Origin of the sequence: Metasolibacillus fluoroglycofenilyticus, assembly GCF_003049645.1 — a bacterium.
GTDB classification, from domain to species: Bacteria; Bacillota; Bacilli; order Bacillales_A; family Planococcaceae; genus Metasolibacillus; species Metasolibacillus fluoroglycofenilyticus.
The window spans coordinates 687,804-704,940 of record NZ_PYWK01000001.1 but is presented as its reverse complement, the minus strand read 5'-3'; the positions used below and the strand labels follow the sequence as shown (position 1 = coordinate 704,940).

Here is a 17,137-nt window from a genome sequence, read left to right as displayed (position 1 = left end):
CGGGCGTCAAAACACTATCACTAGCGTCCAAAATGCCATCAACTGCACAGCATTTTAAACGCCCTCCTCTTGTTTATGTTTAATATTTCTTATTTCGGTGAAAAATATGAATGAGGTGATAGTAGCGTGAAAAATAATAAACAATTTAAAACAAGACATTTGCACAATCCGGATGTGTTGGATACTGAGAAAGAAAGTATTTTTGATATGCATGAGGATATGAAGACGGTGGATGCTATACCTGTCGAAGAGCTAAATGAGCAAGTAAAGGATGAAAGACATAAGCACAATACAAAGCACACTTCGTCCAGTGAAAAACGCTATGAATAAAGGCAATATGGGCGTCCTAAATACCGGCAATTAGCTGGTATTTAGGACGCGTCACTGACATTGTTTTTTTATTCTACGCCCGTAAATTCCCTTTACAGTGCTTTCTTTACAAAGCGGTTAATGTCGACATCTGCCCCAATTATTAATAAAATATCCCCTAATAAAATGGGGTCCTGTGGCATGGGTGAAACAATAATCGTTTCATCCCTTTTAATACCTACAATGTTAATGCCGTACTGTGCACGAATATCCAAATCAATCAAGCTGTGACCCGCAATTTTGTCACTTGCTTTAATTTCCATAATAGAGTATTCATCTGATAGCTCTAAATAGTCAAGCACGCTCGTTGACATCATATTATTGGCGATACGTATACCCATATCTCGCTCTGGATGTACGACAAAGTCTGCGCCAATTTTTCTTAATACTTTTTCATGATAATCATTTTGGGCTTTTACGGTAATTTGTGGAACGCCATGCTCCTTTAAAATTAGTGTCGTTAAAATACTCGCTTGGATGTCCTCACCGATTGCCACAATAACATGCTCAAAATTCCATAAACCAAGCGATTTAATAACAGATTCATCAGTTGTATTAGCAACAACTGCCTGTGTAGCAATTTGAGCATACTCATCAACACGCTCACTCGTCGAATCAATCGCCATAACATTTGCGCCGAGCGAAACTAATTCCCTTACAATACTTCCGCCAAAGCGCCCTAGTCCAATTACAACAAATTCTTTTTTCATCATTGTCTCCTCCACTCTGCTGTCATCAGTGTAACGTATATTGCTTTATTTTTTCTAGTGTTTACTGCCTTTTCATGCGCATCAAATGCTGTATTTTATTTTCGATTAAGCGCATGCTGCCTGCCGTTTGAATATGGCGTAATTGTTGCTGCTCGTCAAATACATAGTATGTCGGTATAAAACGAGGATTATAAATATCTACCAAATGCTTGTTATGGTCTAAAAAAATAGCTTCCTTCATCTCATATTGACGCACGGCTTCCCTTACTGTTGCAAGTTCTTCATCTTCTGGTTGTCTCGGCATATGAACCGCTACTAAATCAACCTCATAATTTTTTGCTACTGCATAAAGCTTTGGTAAGAGTTCCTTGCACAAAGCACAGCTAACTGACCAAAAATGAACGATTGTAATATTTTTCAAATCACTTTTTCTTATTTTACGATTTAGCCATCCTGTTGCTCCGTGAAATTCTGGTAGTGCATCTTTCAATTTCATTATTATCTCCTCCTACTTTACAATATGTAAATACCCGAAAAATTTACCTTAAATTCTTTATCAATTACGCCTCGGCGTAATTGCGTTCAGATTTTTCGAGCTTGCTAAAAATCTGTGACATCCACCAGAGGCTTTATCATGATTCAGCGGGTGTTTGAACACCCACTAACTAAAAAGCAAGATAAGCATTCATCTTGACACCTGTAGAGGTGGGAGTTTTCTGCTGAATCGTGATAAAAACTTCTGAAATGACTTGTAATTTAGAAGGAAAGCTGTATAATTATCTTTGTTTTTGTAAACTTAAAGTTTTGTAAAAGTAAACTTTCATAACTAATAGTTTAAAATTACTAAACTTATAAGGAGGCAAAGAAATGCAAATCGGTATGAAAATAAAAGAACTTCGCTTAAAAAAAGGGCTCACTCAGGAAGAGCTCGGTGAACGAACAGATTTAACAAAGGGCTATATTTCCCAGCTCGAACGTGATTTAAACTCCCCTTCCATCGAAACACTATTTTCCATTTTGGAAGTGCTGGGGACAACGCCGAAGCAATTTTTCGATGACGAGAAGTGGCAAAACAAGCATATTGTTTTTACACAGGAAGACCGTACTAGCTTTACAGATAGTGAAAAACAATATGAAATCGAATGGCTAATTCCTACATCAAATGATAAAGAAATGGAGCCTGTTTTCTTAAAAATCCATAAAGGTGGAGCTTTTAAAGCTTTTGAGCCATCTCTTGCAGAAACTTTTATTTACGTATTAAAGGGTCGCATTCGTGTTGTCATTGGTGAAGAGGCTTATATCGCAACAGAAGGACATTCTGTATACTACGATGCTGTGTCAAACCACCAAATTTTTAATGTGCATGACGGGACAACAGAATTGTTGCTCGTTGCAACTGAATCTTATTTATAGTTTAGGAGGCTTGTTATGGACAACAATACAATTATTCGCTTTGAAAATGTGACGAAATCCTATGATGATGGGACAGTCGTATTAAAAAATATTAATTTTGAGCTAGAAAAAGGAAAGTTTTACACATTGCTTGGTCCGTCGGGCTGTGGGAAAACAACGATTCTACGAATTATTGCAGGCTTTACTGAGCCAACAGGGGGTTCTGTTTTCTTCCATGACAAAAAAATTAATAGTGTGCCTGCTAATGAACGTCAAGTAAATACTGTGTTTCAGGATTACGCACTGTTCCCACACTTAAATGTTTTTGAAAATGTCGCGTTTGGTTTGCGCATTAAAAAAGTGAAGGAAGCTGAAATCAAGGAGCGCGTACAAGAGGCACTAAAATTCGTGAACTTAGCTGGCTATAATAGCCGTGAAATTTCTGAAATGTCTGGTGGTCAGCGTCAGCGTGTAGCCATCGCACGCGCTATTGTCAATGACCCAGAAATTATTTTATTAGATGAGCCTTTATCAGCGCTTGATTTAAAGCTACGTACAGAAATGCAGTACGAGCTGCGCGAATTGCAGCAGCGCCTAGGTAAAACTTTTGTTTTCGTCACGCATGACCAAGAGGAAGCACTAGCAATGAGCGATGAGATTTTCGTTTTATCAAATGGAGAAATTCAGCAATCTGGGACACCTGTTGATATTTATGATGAGCCAATCAACCGCTTCGTAGCTGATTTTATTGGAGAATCCAATATCGTGGATGGCATCATGCTTGAAGATTTTCGTGTTAGCTTTGCAGGTAAAGAATTTGAATGTGTAGACCAAGGTATGCAAAAAAATGAAAAAATTGATGTTGTTATCCGCCCAGAGGATTTGGAAATTACGGCTGTTGAAAAAGGGAAATTAGTTGTAACAGTTGATACACAATTATTCCGTGGTGTTCATTATGAAATTTCAACATACGACCAAGATGGGAATGAATGGCTTGTTCACTCATTGAAAAAAGCTGAGGTGGGACAAAAAATCGGCTTAGATTTTGATCCAGAAGCTATTCATGTTATGCGCTTAAACGAAACAGAGGAAGATTTCGACAAGCGACTTGAATCATATGGAGATGATGATGATGCAAACTAAAAATTCAAAAAGTGCATTATTTCCTTATGTTATTTGGATTGCACTATTTGTTATTGCACCCATTGCCTTAATTATTTATTATTCTTTACAAGACTTAGAAGGCAAATTTACATTAGGCAACTATGCTGCGTTTTTCTCAACTGTTTATTTGAAAATGACGCTATCTAGCTTTTGGTACGCCTTCTTAATTACATTTTTCACATTGCTCGTATCATATCCCGTTGCCTATTTATTGACGAAAACGAAGCATAAGCATTTATGGCTTATGCTCATCATTATTCCTTCTTGGATTAATTTATTATTAAAAACTTATGCCTTTATCGGTATTTTTGGTTTATACGGGCCTGTGAACGCTATGATTGAAGTATTTGGCTTTGATCCGCAGCAAATTTTATTTACTGATTTTAGCTTTGTGTTCGTATCAGTTTATATTTTCATACCGTTTATGATTATTCCCATTTTCAACTCGCTTGATAAATTAAATCCAACACTTGTTTATGCGGCACGCGACCTTGGTGCATCAAGCTTTACAACTTTCCGTCGCGTGATTTTCCCATTAACAATTGATGGTGTGAAATCAGGTATTCAAGTGACATTCATTCCAGCGCTGTCACTATTTATGATTACACGACTGATTGCAGGAAACCGTGTTATTACACTCGGGACAGCAATAGAGCAGCAATTCCTTGTGTCACAAAACTGGGGAATGGGTTCAACGATTGCCGTATTCTTAATCTTTATTATGGTTTTAATTATGTTATTCACAGGGAAAAAATCGAAGGGAGGTCGCGTATGATGGAAAAGCTATCGCCCGCTTCTAAAATTTATTTAGTTCTTGTTTTCGCCATTTTATATGCACCAATCCTTTACCTTATTTTTTATTCGTTCAATAGCGCAGGTAATATGAATGAATTTGAATCCTTTACACTAGAGCATTATGCTGCAGTCTTCGGTGATTCACGCCTAATTATCATTTTAATTAATACGATTTTAGTTGCGCTACTTTCAGGCTTGCTTGCAACGGTCATTGGCACATTTGGCGCTATTGGCATCGTGTCTGTTAAAAATGCTAAAATGCGCAGTGTACTGCTTTCTTTCAATAACGTCTTAATTGTAAGCCCAGACGTTATTATTGGTGCTAGCTTCTTAATTTTATTTACCTTTATTGGGATAAAATTAGGCTTTACATCTGTGCTAATCTCACATATCGCCTTCAGCGTGCCGATTGTTGTGCTCATGGTGTTGCCAAAGCTACTCGAAATGAATACATCTTTAATTGATGCGGCGCGTGATTTAGGTGCAACAAAGCGCGATGTTTTAATGCGCGTTATTTTACCTTATATTTCTCCGGGTATTTTCGCTGGATTTTTCATGGCCTTGACTTATTCATTAGATGATTTCGCCGTTACATTTTTCGTGACAGGAAATGGCTTTAGCACATTGTCTGTAGAAATTTATTCTATGGCACGCACTGGGATTACTTTAACAATTAACGCGATTTCTGGTTTAATTTTCGTCATTACAGTACTTGTTGTCATCGGCTACTATTTTGTTAATAGTCGCTCAAAACAAGCAAAGGTGGGACGCTAACGAATGAAACAGTTACTTCAAGCTACAATTGCGATTATTATTACTTGTGCTCTACTATTTTTAGCCGTCAATCAATTGCAAGTCACTGGTGGCAAAGGGGGCAAGGATACACTAACTGTTTTCAACTGGGGAGAATATATCGACCCAGACTTAATTAAACAATTTGAACAAGAGACAGGTATCCATGTAATTTATGAGACATTCGATTCAAATGAGGCAATGTTAACGAAAATTCAACAAGGAGGTTCAGCTTATGACATAGCAACCCCTTCTGAGTATACAATTGAAATGATGAAAGAAAAGGATTTACTCATTCCTTTAGATCACTCAAAAATACCGAACTTGCAAAATATTGACCCATATTTTTTAAATTTACCATTCGATCCGGGCAATGAATATTCGCTACCGTATTTTTGGGGAACAGTCGGGATTGTTTATAACCCTACTATAATTGGAGATGAATTATCCTTTGAATCTTGGGAAGATTTATGGCACCCTTCATTAAAAAATAAAGTCTTTCTCGTTGATGGGGCACGTGAAGTAATAGGTATGGGCTTAAATTCAATTGGAGAATCTTTAAACACAAAGGATGATAAAATCCTTCGGGCTGCAACAGATAAGTTAATTTCTCTTGCACCAAATGTAAAAGCGATTATCGGTGACGAAATTACCCCTTTAATGATTAATAATGAAGCAGCTGTTGCTTTAACTTGGTCAGGGCAAGCCGCAGACATGATGTATGAAAATGAGGATTTAACCTACGCTGTACCGGAGGAAGGTTCAAATTTATGGTTCGACAACTTTGTTATCCCAAAAACAGCAAGAAATATTGAGGGGGCACATGCCTTCATTAACTTTATGCTAGACGCAGAAGTTAACGCCCAAAATACAGACTATGTCGGCTACTCTACACCAAACGCAGCAGCCATGGAGCTACTGGACCCCGAAGTCGTAGAAGATGAACGTTATTATCCCGATGAGGAAACACGCGAGCATCTTGAAGTATACGAAAACCTTGGTCTTGAATGGCTAGGCAAATATAATGAATTGTTTTTAGAGTTTAAGATGAATATGAATTAAAAAGAAGCTTGTTTGGGGAAAATTCCAAACAAGCTTCCTTTTAATATTACTCTCTTTGCATAATACGATATAAAAACGCTACAAATTGCACTCTTGTCACAGGTTCATTTGGGCGGAAATTGCCATTATCCCCAAGTGCGATTCCTTCACGCTCTAATGTTGCAATATATTCCGCACTCCAATGCTTGCTATCCACATCAAGGAACGAGCTTGTGCCCTCTGGTGTCAATCCAAGTACACCGACCAACACTTTTGCTAATTGTGCACGTGTCATATTTTCTGTTGGTAGGAAAGCCCCATTTGTGCCATCAATGATTCCTGCTTGCTGTAATGTACGTACCGCCTCATAATATATGTGCGTTGTCGCCACATCTGAAAATTGGCTTGCTTCCTTTACTTGTTCAAAAGGAAATGCTCTTGTTAGTAAGGCTGCCACATGCATGCGACTGATTGGTTCATTCGGGCGGAAAGTGCCGTCTTCATAGCCTTGAATAATACCTTGTGCCACTAGTTCTTCAATCATCTCTTTCGCCCAATGTTGTGCTATATCACTCAATATCACGACTGGCTCAGGTCGCTGTGGCTCTTGCGGTACTTCTTGTTCTTCCAATGACAATGCTGTCCATTTTGCATAAAGTGTTATGCTCTCTTTGACGAGCGTATCTTCCTCCCAAGGCTTTGTCAGTGCCTCATCTTCATACCAACCGTCAAAACGGTAACCTTCTCTTGTTGGGATAGGCAAGTCATTTATTTTTGTATTATAAGCAAGTTCAATTGGTGTTAGTGCTGTACCACCATTTGTACGCAATGTAATTTGAATAGGTGCTGATGCCGAATCACCATTGCCATTTAATATTGAGGGTGGCGTTGTATTGCCTCCTGTTGGTGGCACAGCAAACTTGATTGTAGCACTAATTGGGGGGCTGATATTCCCCGCCTTATCTCGAAAGCGGACATAAACCGTCTTCATACCGTTCCCTGCTGTCAAATTCCAATTGTACGATAATGCAATATTTTCCCATGCAGACGACCATGTATTAGCTTCATTTGATACTTGCATTGCTTCTGCATCCGCACTGACTTCAACAAACGATAGTGTTACATTTTTATCCTTCGTCGACTCGTCTCCGCTATTTATTATAAAGCTTCCCGTTGGCGCTACCGTATCTAGCTTGATTGTAGCACTAACTACGTTTCCAATATTCCCCGCTCCATCACGAAAACGGACATAAACTGTCTTTGCACCATCACCTGTTGGCAGACTCCAATCGTACGTTGGTGTGATATTTTCCCATGTAGCTGGCCATGTACCAGCATCATTCGATATTTGCATTCCTTCCGCATCTGGGCTGATTCCCGTGAACGATAAAGTGACATCCGTATCCATCGTCCACTCTCTCCCAGCATTAATTACAAAGGCTCCGGTCGGTGCTTCCGTATCCAATTTAATTGTCTGACTTATGGCATTACTTATATTTCCTACTTCATCTTTAAAGCGGACATAAACTGTCTTTACACCATCTCCCGCTTCAAGATTCCAGTTGTACGTTGATGTGATACTTTCCCATGTAGACGGCCATGTGCTAGCATTATTCGATACTTGCATTGTTTTCGCATCAAGGCTAACTCCTGTAAACGATAATGTTACATCTGTATCCATCGTCCACTCGTTTCCACCATTAATTATAACGGTTCCAGTCGGTGCTTCCATATCTAGCTTGATTGTAGCACTAACTGCGTTTCCGATATTACCCGCTCCATCACGGAAGCGGACATAAACTGTCTTTACACCATCACCTGTTGACAGACTCCAATTGTATGTTGATGTGATATTTTCCCATGTAACTGGCCACGTATCAGCATCATTCGATATTTGCATTGCTTCCGCATCTGGACTGATTCCCGCAAACGATAATGTTACATCTGTATCTATTGTCCACTCGTTTCCACCATTAATTACAACGGTCCCTGTCGGTGCTTCCATATCTAGCTTGATTGTAGCACTAACTGCGTTTCCGATATTCCCCACCCTATCACGAAAACGGACATAAATTGTTTTATCGCCGTTTCCTGTTGCAAGATTCCAATTATATACTGGCACAATCGGCATCCAAACCGCTGTGCTCCAATCTCCGTTCAAATTCGATACTTGGAATTCTGCAATATGGTCGCTAAGGTTATCAAAAGCAAGCTCTACTGCTGTTGTGTTTGCCCATGTAGCTCCATTATCAATTGTTACCGTTCCAGTTGGCGCTGCGGTTAGAAGTGTTATCGAATCCCTTACAATACCGCTAATATTGCCTGCCCTGTCCTTAAAGCGGACATATACCGTTTTCTCGCCATCCCCCGGCGTTAAGGTCCAACTTATCGTTGCCGCTATAGGCAACCAACCACCATGATCATTGAAGTCCGCTGGATTATTCGTTATTTGCAATTGATGAGTATCCGAACTTAAGCCCGATAGCCTCAATGTGACATTGACGTTGTTCGTCCACTGAATACCGTTATTTATCGTAACCTCCCCATCTGGTGGTGTCCGATCAATCTTAAATGAAACAGTCGTAGTATTACCGACATCGTCTGTAACAATGAGCGTATAATCACCTTCATCTGTGACCATATAAGGAGAGGTTACAGAGGTGCCGTTCAGTGTTGCTACTCCTTCATTGAAGCTCAATGTTACGGCGCTGTTATAAAGTCCCCCATTTACTACCCCAACTACTTGAGGAGGCGTTGTATCCAATTCAATGCTTGCACTTACTGCTGTACCTATATTGCCTGCCATATCACAAAATTCTACATATACGGTTTTAGTTCCTTCCCCGCCAGAAAGCGTCCAAATTTTGGATGCCGAAGCGTATTCCCATACACCAGAACCCGCAGGCTGGTTCTCATTGCGCAATCGCATACGCACGGCAGAAAAATTGTCGCTATAATTGATTGTAAGGTTGACATTGTTATTTGCTGTCTTCAAAGCACCTTCCTCAATCATGATTGTTCCAGAAGGTCCCGTTATATCGAGAATAATCGTATCACTGATTATACTCGAACTAATATTGCCCGCAGCATCTCTAAATTGGACGTAAACAGTGTTCTCTCCCTCTTGATTGACAATATTCCACGAGGCCGACGGATTAAATGGTTGCCATCCCCCCCACGAAAGGGGATCAAGGGAATTATTCGAGAACCGCATTTCTTTCGATCCGGTTGCTGCACCATCCGCATAGGTCAAACTTAGGTTAACGGCTGTCGAATTAGTAAAAATGGCGCCACCATTAATCTGCACTGTTCCAGTTGGCGCAGACGTATCCAAATAAACTGATGCACTGTAAATAGCCGAAATTCCATCCCGACTGTCCTTCAACTGCATATAAATAGTCTTGTTACCATCCCCCGGCGATAGCTGGAACGACTTTGAATCAGTGAAGTTTTCCCATACAGATGGCCAATTTCCCAAATCTTCCGTAAATCTCATAGCCGTCACAGTATCTCCCGCATCGACATCGGATGCGGCAATATCAAGCGTAACAGTAGAATTATTCGTATGCGTTCCTTGTTGAACAGACAAAGTTCCGATTGGTGGCTGGTTGTCTGCATAAGTAATTAATAATTTTGTTACATCAAAAGGCTGCCATGCTTGCCCGTCTTGTGAAAATTCTACCGTGCCACTGTCCGCAGAAGTTGAGGTCACTTGAATGGCTACAGGGCCTGTCGCTATATCGCCTTCTACATACGACTTGCCATCTGTGGTCATCGTAACCTGTAGTGTAGAGGTGGTACTTACCGCCATAACTGATAAACTACTAAATACAGTTTGTACTAGCAATACTATAATGGCGATAAGTGCTAATGTTTGCTTGTTTTTTTGTTGCATATTACTATCCTCCTTCATTTGTTTTCTCATAAATAGACTATATAGACACAAGGTTAAAATTAGGTTAAAAAATCAAAAATACTTTCTCATATTCATAATTTTTTATGCCGAAAATGAACTAATTGATGACACTGCTATAATCTTAATTAATAGCTGTTCATCGTCCCTTATGGTAGACTAAATTGAACTGAAAGGATGGACTCAATATGACACAACAAACGAATAAATCCGCATTATACATATTAATGTTTAGCTTATTTATTACAATGGGAGGCATTGGGATTATCATTCCTGTAATGCCTGATTATTTATTGCTTTTTGGGGTTGGCGGACAAGTACTAGGCTTTCTTATTGCTGGTTTTGCTCTCGCTCAATTTTTATTTTCTCCTATTGCAGGCGAGTTATCGGATCGTCATGGCCGTAAAATATTTATTATTATAGGTCTTGTTATTTATGGCTGTGCGCAAATTTTCTTCGGGCTTGCTACACAGGTTTGGATGCTTTTTGTCGCACGCTTTTTAGCTGGACTTGGTGCAGCACTAATCATGGCACCGACAATGGCTTATGTTGCTGATATTACAACAGTGGAGGAGCGAGGAAAAGGCATGGGGATGCTAGGCGCTGCCATGTCATTAGGCTTCACAATTGGACCTGGAATTGGTGGGTTTTTAGCAAAGGTTAACTTACATTTTCCGTTTTACATCGCAGGTGGCTTTGCGTTAGCCACTGCACTTATTTCCTATTTTGTTTTACCAAATGTAGCCGTGCAATTAAGACAGCAGATGAAAAAGGAAAACCTATTTAAACAATTAGCGAATTCCGTAAAAATGCCTTACTTCGTTGTGCTAATCGTTATTTTTACTTTTAGCTTCGGCATCGCTAATTTCCAAGCGACAATGGCCATTTATTTAGGCTATAAATTCCACTATACGCCTACAGATATTGCCATCGTATTAACTGTTGGTGGCTTTGCAGGAGTGGTTTTGCAAATGTTTGTCATCGACCGATTGTTTAAACGCTTCGGTGAAATGAAAGTCATTCTTATCAATTTATTCGTTGCAGCCATTACAATGCTTTTAATGATTTATATTAGCGGTTTCTTTATTATTTTAACTGTCGCTACACTGTTCTCAATTGCCACAACATTTATTCGCCCGGCAGTCAATACGCTCGTATCAAAGCTAGCGGGTGAAGGGCAAGGCTATGCTGCAGGTATGAATAATGCTTATATGAGCTTAGGTAATATGGTAGGACCTGCCCTTGCTGGTACTTTATTTGATTGGAATATGGATGCACCTTATATGTTCGGAACATTAATTTTACTCGCTTGCTTGCTGCTAGCCTTTATGTGGACAACACGCAAAGCCCCACATTTAATGCAGCCAAGTGAATAAACTAAGATTTATGAGCGAATTTTGGGGCTTTCTGAGCGATTTTCCATACTTTATGAGCGAATCGTTATTTATAGCCTAAAAAAATCCGTTGTTCGGTTTTAGCAGCGCATTAAAAGCCCCTAACTATAACTTAAAGGATGACTATTATTGGAAGCGAAAAAAATGATACAACAATGTGAGCAATGTGGAGAATCATTTACAATCGACTTTGCCACAGCTAATTTGTCTGTTCAAGTTGCACGTATCAATGGGAAAACAATTGAAAATCGTTTATTTATAGAGGCATGCCCAAATTGCGGGAAGGTTCATACTGTAGCAAGTGACAACCCAAAGGAATGGGGAAATCGCAAAATTCCTTCTCCAAAAAGGCTTATGTATGGCGTACTATTTAGCTGTTTATTTATTATTATTGGTGCTATTCTCGCATTCTATTTTGCCGGGAGAGGAATCGCCGTCATTTGGAGCTGGCTATTTCAATAATGAAAATTAATACCGATAGCAATAGTAGGAGGGATGCTAATGACAAATCCTATTACAAATGCACAACTATTAGCCAGTCAATGGTCAACAACGAAAGATGCTCGCTTTATTAATGAAGACGGCAAAGATTTTTATGACTCTTTATTAGATGTGTTTAATGCACGCGATAAAAAGCAGCAGAAAACGCAATCTGAATCGATGTTCAACATGTTCTCTTATGCTGGCTCTGTGGCGCTCGGAAAAGGACTTTTATCTGGCACACAAATACCGGAGGGCATTCATCCATTTCTTGACACGCATAATCAAAACGGTGTGACAGCAGAAAGCTTTTTACAAACAAAAATGCAAAACAGCATGCTGCAGTCACTTACTGCAGCTAAAGGCAATTTAGAGCAGCAACTGAACACCTATAAAAGCAATAGCATTATATCAACAGGACAAGTGCAAAAAATGGAAGCAAATATTGCGCTTGTTGAACAATTTCTTGTGGCTAAAAAAGAAGCGCAACAGCAGCGGGAAGTGATGCAACAATTGGCAGCAAGCAAGGGCTAAAGTAATATTTTAAAAGTCAGCTGCTTTAGCTAAATAGTTGTTTCTTTTATTGTCCTCTCGTAGTATTTACCACAAAAGATTTTCGTTGCTTTTCCTTAAGTGATACCTCTGAAACCAATGTTTCTATTGTTTTCAAAGAAAACTCCCTCTATTTTCATTTGATCAAAACACCACATAAAAGCGTCCAAAAGCCGGCAACTGCACGGCTTGTTGGACGCCCTCCTTACCTTTTCTTCATTCCTTTTAAAAGCTGGGCAACATTTGTATCCTCTGCCTGTACAGGCTTTTGCTCTACAATCGTTGCGTCCTTTCTCGGCTTAACGAAAAAACCCCAGCCAAAACGACGTAGTGTAATATCAATAAAGAATAATAGCATACCTGCTAATAATAGCCATGTAGCAATATTTTGACGCTCCGCGCCCTTCGTTGTGAAGTCGCGGAAAATTTCGGCTGGCTCCTTCAAAATAGCACCGCCTGTTCGCTCCGTCAATTCTTCCACTAACCTGTCATTGACAGGCCTTAACTCGTACTCTGCACTGTATGGAACAGTTAAACCAGCCTGGTAAATGGCCTGCTCCTCATCAGCAATGCGGAAGAAAATAAGCCCTTGCTCTGCCTCCACCGTCGCCCTTACTTGGGATGCGGAAATCATCTCAAGTTGTGTTTCCAGCTCTTCTCCTGCTTCATTGACAGCAACAATATCTAAAAAAGCGGCCTCATTTGTCGGGTCTGTAATCATAAAGGTACCGTCTGCCTCTAAACGTACATCGTAGGCGATATCATTATAGCTTGGGAGCATTTGTGATAGCATCGTTTGCCAAAACATTCCCCAATCCTGCCATCTCGCAAAGTCGCCTGTCCATTTTCCCGTTGAATCAGACGTAAAGGCAAAAGTTTTCCCTAAGCCATATTGCCATTGCGCAAGCACAGGATCTTCCTTTGCGCTTTCTGCCACTACAATCGCTCCTTGCTTTGCTGTCGTTCCGATATAGGCATTCATCTCCGGTACACCTTGCGCGAACAACGCATTCCAGCCTGGCGCATTATAAATCGTAGGATAAAATGGGTTATCCTCAATATAAGTGCGTGAAATCATCGCTGTTTCGCGCGATAAAATCGAAGGAATCATTTGCTCATCAATTACATCATAAAAGCGCCCACTTCCCATTTCACTTAGCTGTTGTAATAACGCACCATCTGCGTCACTACCAATCGCTACGGTTGATAGCGTAATGTTATTATTTTTGCCTTCTTCAATTAGCTCCTCATAATTACCAGACTGGGATTGACCATCTGTTAATAAAATAATATGTTTGCGCTGTAATTGTAAATCAGCTAAATTTTCATAGGCTAGCGATAATGAGCTATAAATTTCTGTACCACCACCCGGTGTCACCGATAATATCGTATCGACAGCATCCTCCTTGCTACCTAACGGACCTGTTTCGATAATTTCCCACGGACGGTCATCAAAGGCGATAAAGCCTAGTGTATCCTCCTCACGTAGCAATTCTACAGAACGTGCTGCCGCTTCCTTAGCAAGCTCTAGCTTATTGCCGTACATGCTCCCAGAACGGTCAAGCACAATAACAAGACCTAATGAAGGGAGCTGCTCCTTGCCCTTTATCTCCATTTCAACAGGTAATAATGCTTCAATTGGTGTTTTAAAATAGCCCCCTAAGCCAAAGCTATTTTCTCCACCAATCATCGCAAAGCCTACACCGAAGTTTTTCACAGCCTGCTCAATAACGAGCATTTTTGCTTCTCCGACTAAATGCCCTGATACATTATCAAAAATAATGGCATTATATTGCAAATAGCTTGAAAGGTCGTTTGGTAAGCTGGTAGCTGCGACCACATCGTAGTTAATAGCATGCTGGCCTAATGCAGCAGCTATTGGCGATGCCGTGTCATAGCCATTAACAATTAACAGGCGCGGCTCACTTTGTACCATCGTTATACTTGTCAGCTTATTATTTTCATAAATCGCATCTTCTCCAACTTGTACAACAGCCTCATATTTTACAAGACCTTCTGATTTCATACTATGCTTATAAGTAAAAACATTGGAGCCCTCTGTTAATTCAACTGCTTCTCGGTGAATAAGCTGGTCATTTTCGTATAATAAAAGCTCTCCTTGCCCAGCTTCGGTTGCGTAAATTTCTGTTACGAGTTGCTGTTGTTCGCCAGCATATGCAATTTGCGGTGTCACAAAGCTTTTCAATGATACGTCATTAGTCACTTTTTGCTGAAATGGCACGACATCTACGCTCATTGTAGAACCTTTGAACTTGCTCGCAAATTCTAACACATCCCCCTTCGTTTCATTCCCATCTGTTAAGAGGACAAAGCGCGTTGCCTTTTGCGGATCAACAATTCCTGTAGCAATTTGCAAGCTTTGCTCAATATTCGTTTCACCATTATTTTTTAGTGCCGTAAACTTTGGTACTTCCTTTAAATCAGCCGCTAACATCGCTTCCGTTTGCATATTTGAAGCAAAGGAATAAATACCTACTGCTTGGTCATTTTTTTTCTCCTTTAAGCTTTCCACAATAAAATCAGTAAGCTCCTGCTCTGTTGTATTCATTGAGGCTGAACGATCAACTAAAAAAATGATTTGCTGCTCTTTAATCGGTAATAAAATATAGGGACTTGCAAGTGCAAAAACAAGACAGCTTGCTGCTACAATTCGAATCCCTAACACAACAATATGGCTTTTTTTCAGACGCTCTCGCTCTCGCCAATATGTCCAAATAAAATAAATTAATAGTGGAAGTAATAATAACAATGCAAGCGGTATATCAATTCGTAAATCCACGACGTCGTTGCACCTCCCATTCCACAATTAACAATAGTAAAGCAAGCACGATAATCCATGGCACAATGGATGATTTCGACATTTCCTCTCCACCATTATCTGGTAACGCGCCAATTGTATAGCTTGTCCCTTCTTCGATGATGCGCTCCTGTGCCTGCAATTGCACGATGAAGCGTTTCGCCTCATCAGCTGAACGCACGATATAGGCTCCCGGCTTCATTGGGGCTGTTAAAATACCATTGGTAACAGTTGATAAGAATTCATCTTCCTGTGAATAGACAGACCAATCTCCCTGTGCTAATGCCACTACTCGTTCCTCATTCGGTGCAAAAATACCGAGTGAGCTAGAGGATTCGACTAGCTGCTGCTCCACACTCCATAAAAAGAGTGGAAAGGATGGATGCAATGGCCAATCCGTATCTTCAATATCCGCTAAAACAATAATATCTCCCTCAGAGGAAAGTTGGATAAATGGCTTCTCCCCAACGGAAGCAATCGTTTTATAGCTCTCAAAGCCCTCATACAATGCGCTTACATAGACATCTTTTAAGTCGCTAAAGGCAAATAGTGCATCATTCGTTGTCTTTACATTCCCTGCTGCTTCAAATTTTTCTGTGTCGTCCCTACCAAACAAAACGATAGGTTTTTTTGTTTGCCCTAGGAGGGATGTTTGATTCGTTACGATAATTGCATCTTTATTGTCAGCAAGTTGCAAAGCTGGAGCCATTTTGACATTTGGCTGTATTGCCTGAAATCCTTTTTGAATAAGCTGATGCAAGTTTTGATCAACTATTAGCGTCGCGCTAGCTGTTTGCAATAATGCTGTTTGCGTATTATCAACTACATAATCATCTTGCACAGCAATTTTAGCTGCCATCGTACTTGTCATCGCTAAGTTTTTAAAGGTTTTTGCAATGACTTCCTTCGGCGGTAAAGCAATTTCCTCACGAACAAGCTCTTTATTATCCGCATCATACAATGTTAATACTGCCTGTTGCTGCTCTTTCGTATCATTGCGAAGCTGCACAAGTGCCATTGCATGTTGTCCGTCTGTCGTCGCAGCAAAACGTGTAATGGCAATATTTTTTAAATCTTTGGCTGCCCCTTTCACAATCCACTGCACTGTATCTTTTTCAATTGGTAGCTGCATTTTATCAAGCGCATCCGTAAAAATATAAACCGATGTCGGCACATCTCCAATAAAGGCTTGCGCCACATCAAGTGATTTGTGCATTTGAGCTGTTTCATATGTGACTTGTAATGCTTGAATTGCCTGCTCAACCGCATTGGTATTCGTTTCCTGCTGTAATACAGCTGTTGGAGCATGACCTGTTGTAATAAGAGTCACAGGTCTACCGTTTAATTCATGAACTAACGCTAGCATCTCCTCTTTATGTTGCTCGAATGTTGCTTGCTCTTTCCCCGCAAGCATTGTCGCTGACGTATCAACGATAAACACTACTTGTGCCCCAGCAATTTTCGATTTCGTAATAAATGGGTTCATCAAAGCAAGCATCAGTAGTAGTAATGCGAGCAATTGTAAATAGAGCAAAGCATTTTTTTGTAAGTGCTTTAAATAGGGTGATACACGCGTCTCCTGCATAATTTCTGACCAAAAAAGAGTCGAGGATACAGGCTGATCGGTATATTTTTTACGGAAGAAATAATACAGTAGGACAATAACCGGAAAGATGGCCGTCCAGCTATAAATAATTTGACTAAAGCCCATACGGCT

General features: G+C 40.1%; 14 protein-coding genes. 9 read left to right on the top strand and 5 right to left on the bottom strand.

Annotation, left to right across the window (positions count from 1 at the left end; all coding sequences use genetic code 11):
* The first annotated feature begins 126 nt into the window (after positions 1-126).
* On the top strand, positions 127-330 hold the full coding sequence (locus tag C9J36_RS03045; RefSeq protein ID WP_066169576.1) for a hypothetical protein: 204 nt from the start codon (positions 127-129) through the stop codon (positions 328-330).
* 92 nt (positions 331-422) lie between these two features.
* On the opposite strand, the gene C9J36_RS03040 is transcribed toward C9J36_RS03045, so the two are convergent.
* The gene (locus tag C9J36_RS03040; RefSeq protein WP_066169575.1) at positions 423-1,079 is read right to left on the bottom strand and encodes a potassium channel family protein; all 657 of its coding nucleotides are present in this window, start codon (positions 1,077-1,079) and stop codon (positions 423-425) included.
* 61 nt (positions 1,080-1,140) lie between these two features.
* A complete protein-coding gene (locus C9J36_RS03035) occupies positions 1,141-1,575 on the bottom strand; it encodes a TlpA family protein disulfide reductase (RefSeq protein WP_107942202.1) in 435 nt (144 codons plus the stop codon).
* Positions 1,576-1,946: 371 nt separating this feature from the next.
* Here C9J36_RS03035 and C9J36_RS03030 point away from each other — a divergent pair, with 371 nt between their 5' ends.
* Genes C9J36_RS03030 through C9J36_RS03010 form a run of 5 tightly spaced genes read left to right on the top strand, consistent with a single transcriptional unit; the run spans position 1,947 to position 6,284 of the window.
* A complete protein-coding gene (locus C9J36_RS03030; protein WP_066169569.1) occupies positions 1,947-2,492 on the top strand; it encodes a helix-turn-helix domain-containing protein in 546 nt (181 codons plus the stop codon).
* A 15-nt stretch (positions 2,493-2,507) separates the two neighbouring features.
* Positions 2,508-3,614 carry an ABC transporter ATP-binding protein gene (locus C9J36_RS03025; RefSeq protein ID WP_066169566.1) on the top strand — a complete coding sequence of 369 codons (1,107 nt, stop codon included), beginning with the start codon at positions 2,508-2,510 and terminating at the stop codon, positions 3,612-3,614.
* Complete coding sequence (locus C9J36_RS03020; protein ID WP_107942201.1) at positions 3,604-4,410, top strand: ABC transporter permease; 807 nt, start codon at positions 3,604-3,606, stop codon at positions 4,408-4,410. The genes C9J36_RS03025 and C9J36_RS03020 overlap by 11 nt, the downstream gene beginning before the upstream one ends.
* Positions 4,410-5,204 (top strand): ABC transporter permease, encoded by a 795-nt coding sequence (locus C9J36_RS03015; protein ID WP_066170293.1) that lies wholly within the window; start codon positions 4,410-4,412, stop codon positions 5,202-5,204. Before C9J36_RS03020 ends, C9J36_RS03015 begins: the two co-directional genes overlap by 1 nt.
* A 3-nt stretch (positions 5,205-5,207) precedes the next feature.
* Positions 5,208-6,284, top strand: a complete 1,077-nt coding sequence (locus tag C9J36_RS03010) for an ABC transporter substrate-binding protein (protein ID WP_066169561.1) — start codon at positions 5,208-5,210, stop codon at positions 6,282-6,284.
* 46 nt (positions 6,285-6,330) lie between these two features.
* Here C9J36_RS03010 and C9J36_RS17470 read toward each other — a convergent pair whose 3' ends face one another.
* Entirely contained in the window at positions 6,331-10,158 is a 3,828-nt protein-coding gene (locus C9J36_RS17470) for an S-layer homology domain-containing protein (RefSeq protein WP_161956374.1), read from the bottom strand.
* Positions 10,159-10,364: 206 nt separating this feature from the next.
* Here C9J36_RS17470 and C9J36_RS03000 point away from each other — a divergent pair, with 206 nt between their 5' ends.
* From C9J36_RS03000 to C9J36_RS02990, 3 genes are all read left to right on the top strand, one after another.
* Positions 10,365-11,552, top strand: coding sequence for an MFS transporter (locus tag C9J36_RS03000; protein ID WP_066169556.1), 1,188 nt, complete (start codon positions 10,365-10,367; stop codon positions 11,550-11,552).
* A gap of 147 nt (positions 11,553-11,699) precedes the next feature.
* Positions 11,700-12,032 carry a CpXC domain-containing protein gene (locus tag C9J36_RS02995; RefSeq protein WP_066169555.1) on the top strand — a complete coding sequence of 111 codons (333 nt, stop codon included), beginning with the start codon at positions 11,700-11,702 and terminating at the stop codon, positions 12,030-12,032.
* 39 nt (positions 12,033-12,071) lie between these two features.
* Positions 12,072-12,584 (top strand): hypothetical protein, encoded by a 513-nt coding sequence (locus C9J36_RS02990; RefSeq protein ID WP_107942199.1) that lies wholly within the window; start codon positions 12,072-12,074, stop codon positions 12,582-12,584.
* A 223-nt stretch (positions 12,585-12,807) separates the two neighbouring features.
* Here C9J36_RS02990 and C9J36_RS02985 read toward each other — a convergent pair whose 3' ends face one another.
* Together C9J36_RS02985 and C9J36_RS02980 are read right to left on the bottom strand one after the other, a co-directional pair.
* A complete protein-coding gene (locus tag C9J36_RS02985; RefSeq protein ID WP_107942198.1) occupies positions 12,808-15,402 on the bottom strand; it encodes a VWA domain-containing protein in 2,595 nt (864 codons plus the stop codon).
* Positions 15,386-17,131 carry a vWA domain-containing protein gene (locus tag C9J36_RS02980; protein WP_107942197.1) on the bottom strand — a complete coding sequence of 582 codons (1,746 nt, stop codon included), beginning with the start codon at positions 17,129-17,131 and terminating at the stop codon, positions 15,386-15,388. Before C9J36_RS02980 ends, C9J36_RS02985 begins: the two co-directional genes overlap by 17 nt.
* Positions 17,132-17,137: the final 6 nt, after the last annotated feature.

Coding starts and splice junctions, on each gene's coding strand:
- C9J36_RS03040 (WP_066169575.1), bottom strand. CDS start 1,079: ATGAAAAAAGAATTTGTTGTAATTGGACTAGGGCGCTTTGGCGGAAGT.
- C9J36_RS03035 (WP_107942202.1), bottom strand. CDS start 1,575: ATGAAATTGAAAGATGCACTACCAGAATTTCACGGAGCAACAGGATGG.
- C9J36_RS03030 (WP_066169569.1), top strand. CDS start 1,947: ATGCAAATCGGTATGAAAATAAAAGAACTTCGCTTAAAAAAAGGGCTC.
- C9J36_RS03025 (WP_066169566.1), top strand. CDS start 2,508: ATGGACAACAATACAATTATTCGCTTTGAAAATGTGACGAAATCCTAT.
- C9J36_RS03020 (WP_107942201.1), top strand. CDS start 3,604: ATGCAAACTAAAAATTCAAAAAGTGCATTATTTCCTTATGTTATTTGG.
- C9J36_RS03015 (WP_066170293.1), top strand. CDS start 4,410: ATGGAAAAGCTATCGCCCGCTTCTAAAATTTATTTAGTTCTTGTTTTC.
- C9J36_RS03010 (WP_066169561.1), top strand. CDS start 5,208: ATGAAACAGTTACTTCAAGCTACAATTGCGATTATTATTACTTGTGCT.
- C9J36_RS17470 (WP_161956374.1), bottom strand. CDS start 10,158: ATGCAACAAAAAAACAAGCAAACATTAGCACTTATCGCCATTATAGTA.
- C9J36_RS03000 (WP_066169556.1), top strand. CDS start 10,365: ATGACACAACAAACGAATAAATCCGCATTATACATATTAATGTTTAGC.
- C9J36_RS02990 (WP_107942199.1), top strand. CDS start 12,072: ATGACAAATCCTATTACAAATGCACAACTATTAGCCAGTCAATGGTCA.
- C9J36_RS02980 (WP_107942197.1), bottom strand. CDS start 17,131: ATGGGCTTTAGTCAAATTATTTATAGCTGGACGGCCATCTTTCCGGTT.